The organism is Dendronalium phyllosphericum CENA369 (assembly GCF_016056275.1).
GTDB lineage: Bacteria > Cyanobacteriota > Cyanobacteriia > Cyanobacteriales > Nostocaceae > Dendronalium > Dendronalium phyllosphericum.
Map to the genome: position 1 here is coordinate 1 of NZ_JAECZA010000007.1, position 5,171 is coordinate 5,171.

Annotated in this window: 3 protein-coding genes and 1 tRNA gene; 1 reads left to right on the forward strand and 3 read right to left on the reverse strand. The window is 42.5% G+C overall.

Going from position 1 to position 5,171, the window contains the following annotated elements; all coding sequences use genetic code 11:
- Nucleotides 1-17: 17 nt before the first annotated feature.
- The 3 genes from I8752_RS03140 to I8752_RS03150 form a co-directional block, all read right to left on the reverse strand.
- Nucleotides 18-1,736, reverse strand: a complete 1,719-nt coding sequence (locus tag I8752_RS03140; protein WP_214430878.1) for a DUF3352 domain-containing protein — start codon at nucleotides 1,734-1,736, stop codon at nucleotides 18-20.
- A 672-nt stretch (nucleotides 1,737-2,408) separates the two neighbouring features.
- Nucleotides 2,409-3,035, reverse strand: a complete 627-nt coding sequence (locus I8752_RS03145) for a chorismate lyase (protein ID WP_214430879.1) — start codon at nucleotides 3,033-3,035, stop codon at nucleotides 2,409-2,411.
- Nucleotides 3,036-3,206: 171 nt separating this feature from the next.
- Nucleotides 3,207-3,287: transfer RNA gene (locus I8752_RS03150), tRNA-Leu, on the reverse strand.
- Between the two features lie 440 nt (nucleotides 3,288-3,727).
- On the opposite strand from I8752_RS03150, the gene accC reads away from it, so the two are divergent.
- The gene (accC, locus tag I8752_RS03155; RefSeq protein WP_214430880.1) at nucleotides 3,728-5,071 is read left to right on the forward strand and encodes an acetyl-CoA carboxylase biotin carboxylase subunit; all 1,344 of its coding nucleotides are present in this window, start codon (nucleotides 3,728-3,730) and stop codon (nucleotides 5,069-5,071) included.
- Nucleotides 5,072-5,171 lie beyond the last annotated feature (100 nt).

The following is a 5,171-nucleotide window of genomic DNA, read 5'->3' on the forward strand; positions in this document are numbered from 1 at the left end:
GACAGCCCTCATCCCCCTCATCTCCCCCTACCCTCATCCGAGTTGCCAGCTTTTTTGAGTGCAAAAAAAATGTCGTAACGGTTACTGCGACTATCACTAACAGCGGCTGTCACTCCAATCGAACGTGTTGCTGCTAATAAAGTTCTTTGATTGGAGAACAAACTTGGTAAGGGAAAATTTTTCGTAGTACGTTCCACATCTAGGAAAAATTGGCCGTTATTTGGATTGAGTTCTGTGGGAACTGTTTGTTGAAACCCAAGAGTACTGGCTAGGGTGTTGTTGGGTTTGGGATAAATTTTATCCATAACAGGAGCGCCCAGAATAAAAAAAGCAACGTTGTCATCTAACCAACCGTGAGTTGCTGTTAAAGTCCCAAAAGGTGCAACCCAGTTGATAATAGGTTGACCTGCTACTGTTTGCGACTGAATTTGGAACTGGTATTGATTTTTCATGGCATCATCCAGTTTTTGTATGGATGCTTCAGCTAATTTGCGATCGCTTGCCTGTACCATAAATACCAAACCTGCCCGAAAATTCTTTGGTGAATCATCTTTTGGGCTACTGGGAATCACTGATAAAGAAAACTCACCTTTCATCCAACTGAGCAAATCTCGATCTAAATCGAGATTGGTTAGAGATTTCACACTACTTTTTAGCTGTTCTGGTGTTACGGGTGAAAAGGGATTTCCCTGAGATGTTAAAACGTAATCGCTCCACAAACGCTGTAAATTTCCGCCAGATAGCATCATTAAGGTTTCTCCTGGCAAGCGGTTTTGCATTTTCCCGGCTGTGTTTTCCACCGCCAGTAGGCGCTGACTATTAGGGTTGAGCCATGAAACGCCCTTTAAGCTTATTCCTTTAGGCTCTAAGGTAATTGTCCCTGCTAAACCTTGATTATTTTGCAGTTGAGCTAAAACTTGGGCGGGCAAATGGCGGTTGGGAGAAGCAGTAGCTATTTTGGCTGCTGTTGGTACATTGACATAAAACTGAGCAAAAGGTTGGTAACTGGAGATTTTCGCCATATTTTCTGCAAACCCTCCTGTTGTCGCCAAGGATGTTTTACTTTTATAGGCATCAATTGCTCGTTCTGTGTTTTTAAGATTATCAGTAATAACTAGGAAACGCCGATCTATTAGTGTGGCAGAGAGATTTTCCCCAGCTTGACCATCGGCTTGTTTAATAGTGAATCCTTGATATGTGCGGTCAATCCATTTACCTTGTTTCAAGGCTTTGGGTTGTGCCCAGATGCTTTTAGCCATTTCTGGGTTCTTGACAGGCAACACCATTATCATTGACTGTTGGCTATCGGCAGTATCTTTATCGGTTGCCACTGGTTTGAGTGCGGGTTTACTGGTTTCTGGAGCTAAAATTGCCAGGGTAACTTCTTCACCTACCCAAGGTTGAATGTCTTTCTCAAAGTTGTAGCCATTACTAGTAAGAAAGCGATCGCGCAACTGTAGTAAATTTTTATTCAGTTCTGCTTGGGTTTCTTTTGTGCCAAACTCATACAATTTCTGCCATTGTTTTGCATCTGTGGTTAAAGAAACCGCAAACACAGCATCTTGAGGAATAATATTTGCACCTACTGGCAAATCTCTGGAAAATCTTTGTCCTTGGATTAAAAACCAGTATGCAGCGCTCCCCACACCAATCAATAATCCCGCAGCCGAGAGCGTCAAAACCAGAGATGGTTTCTTTTTTTTCTTCATGGGAACAGACACAACAGGCAGTGCCATTGACACCTCTACGTCATAGTTGCAAACTCATTATTTGCTGGAAATATTTATTTAAAAGCGGTGCTTTTATAGCTAGTTAACCTTTTTAACATGCTTTGTTAAATTTTGCAGGTTGTATTCTGTCACGGCATCCTGTGCCAGCAATTTTCCAGCAGATGAATCCATAACTTCAAGCACTCTGAGAATATAACTAACAGGCAAAGGCTGCAATTTAGCAGTTAAACGCACTACTTCTGTTGATAAAACTTATATCTGTTGTATTTAATTTATCAAATCTCAAGTTACTAACTTCTAGACTTAAATATTAAGCGGCATTTTTCACAGTTATATACTATACCTAATTATCCCCTTCCGGACACTGCATTTTTTGCATGTACAACAACAGTTGTGATTTTTTTTGATAGGCGATCGCAATTTTTTTCAAAGCCAGCAAAAATCAAAATAATATGCAACTTTTCTAGATTTTCTGGTTACAAAATGCTTTGATGGCGATATTTCCTTCTGATATCCCAAATTAACCTATTCAAACCGTAAGATGTTAATTATTGTAGAATATTTTATTTTAAATACATTATAGGCAAATCTAAAACTCAATTCGACTTCTGGATTTTTTCTCAAATTCGCAATTATACCAATTTCCTAAATTACAGCTACAAATTATTTTCATCTTCCTTAAACCTTTCCATTAGTGGAAAGCTGCATCGGCCCTAAATATTTGGTTAAATAAGGTGAGAAAACTTCATAAATCAGAGTTAAGGGCTGTCCGTGATGCCAAAACAGATAGTGACGACCCCAAAAAGGCCCAGGCACTTCAAAACCTGACTGGAGTGCAGCTGAGTAACCGTGGTAAATTCCTCGTACATCCCGATATAACTCAGTGCGGAGACGCGCTAAACTCGCCCAAATTGGCAACGAACGATTTTGTAAGTACTCATCTACATGACTAGCTTCCCACCACGAAGTAGCATACGCCAAGCGCTGACCAGAGGCGGTACGCAGCCATACCTGTCTTCGCAGTCGCGGCCCCGGTACAGCTTGAATCAGGTCGGGGGCACAATCTGAGTCCATACCAATCAACGACATATCAATCACGTCTACTTCTGTCGGTTCGCCTGTAAGCAACTCTAAGTGCCTTGTGGGCGAACCGTCACCCAAAAGCAGCAATTGCCAAGTCGGTGCTAGATGAGTATGAGGCAAACTCTTTTGGATTACTTCCTCACCACCTTGCCAAATCGGAGTCAGGCGATGCCACGCTGCTGGCAGTGTTGAGTTGTCTTTGGGAGTAAAAGTTGCAGTCAATGTTCTTTACAAAAGTTCACCTGTCTCTATCAAAGCACAAAAATCATGCTTCCAGTAGGAAGAAGCAGATAGCCTGATTAGGAAGTAATGAGAAACCTTAATTCTTGTAAAGACGCGTAGACGCTCGTAAGAGCGACTTCTCGTAAGAATATAATCGCGTCTCTCAAAAAATGCGGATGGCGAGACTCGAACTCGCAAGGCAAAGCCACACGCCCCTCAAACGTGCGCGTATACCAATTCCGCCACATCCGCATGAGTTGTCTAACTACAGAATAATAGCACAACAAAGTAAATTGAGTCAGGAAATATTTGATTTTCCTAAATTTACAAAAAATTTAATTCTAAGTATTCACAAATTTCCCGAAGTATGTATAACAGGCTGACAGAAATGTAGTAGGTCTACAAGTGATATTAAAAGAGGTGTAGCTACTGTGGTAGGACTTAAGCCTTTAAAAGAAGAATCTTTGAGCAAGGGGTGCAAGAAAGGGTGTAAGGGTGTAGGTGGTAAGAAAAGGAGGGGGAAGAATGTTGTTTTCAACAAGGCAAATAAAAAAGGCGGTAAAATCCCACAAAACTCTGTTGAGGACGAGATTCTTAAATCTCCTGTCATAATTTGAGATAAAGCGAAAGCGTTGTTGCAAATGGGATCGGGGACAATGTCAATCTACTGGTACTAATATCAAAACTAGAAAATGAAGTTTGACAAAATATTAATTGCCAATCGAGGAGAAATCGCCCTTCGCATTCTTCGCGCCTGCGAAGAAATGGGAATTGCGACAGTTGCAGTTCACTCCACAGTTGACCGTAATGCTCTCCACGTCCAACTTGCCGATGAAGCAGTTTGCATTGGTGAACCTGCTAGCGGCAAAAGTTATTTGAATATTCCCAATATTATTGCTGCCGCGCTGACACGTAATGCCAGCGCCATTCATCCGGGTTATGGCTTTTTAGCAGAAAATGCTCGATTTGCAGAAATTTGTGCCGACCATCACATAGCCTTTATTGGCCCGACTCCAGAAGCTATCAGGCTGATGGGAGATAAATCTACCGCTAAAGAAACCATGCAAAAAGCTGGTGTACCGACCGTACCAGGTAGTGAGGGATTGGTAGAATCCGAGCAAGAAGGATTGACACTAGCCAAAGATATTGGTTATCCGGTAATGATTAAAGCCACAGCTGGTGGTGGCGGACGAGGTATGCGTTTAGTACGCGATGAAAGCGAATTTGTCAAACTCTTCTTGGCCGCCCAAGGGGAAGCCGGAGCAGCTTTTGGCAATTCTGGCGTTTACATAGAAAAATTTATTGAACGTCCGCGCCACATTGAATTTCAAGTTTTGGCTGATAACTACGGCAACGTCATCCATTTGGGCGAACGAGATTGCTCAATTCAGCGCCGCAATCAAAAGTTACTAGAAGAAGCTCCTAGTCCTGCTTTGGATTCCGAACTGCGGGAGAAAATGGGACAAGCTGCTGTCAAAGCTGCTCAGTTCATTAACTACACAGGAGCGGGTACTATCGAATTTCTCCTTGATAAATCTGGTAAGTTCTACTTTATGGAAATGAATACCCGGATTCAAGTAGAGCATCCCGTAACAGAGATGATTACTGGGCTTGATTTGGTTGCCGAACAAATCCGAATTGCTCAAGGGGAAAGACTCAAACTTACCCAAGACCAAGTATTATTTCGGGGTCACGCTATTGAATGTCGCATCAATGCCGAAGACCCCGACCACGATTTTCGCCCAGCACCGGGACGTATCAGTGGCTATTTACCTCCTGGTGGCCCTGGTGTGCGAATTGATTCCCACGTTTACACCGATTACCAAATTCCTCCTTACTATGACTCTTTAATTGGTAAGTTGATTGTTTGGGGGCCAGACCGCCCGACTGCTATTAATCGGATGAAACGCGCATTGCGAGAGTGTGCCGTCACTGGGTTACCTACCACAATTGGATTTCATCAAAAAATTATGGAAACTCCACAGTTTTTGCAAGGTAATGTCTACACCAATTTTGTGCAAGAGATGAACATTTAGGGTATTGGGGATTGGGGACTAGTAGTTTATCAAGCCAAAATTGCTGGGTTAAGGCTGACACGGAGAGAAGTTGCGTGCAAAGAGAAGTGCGGTCTTGGGG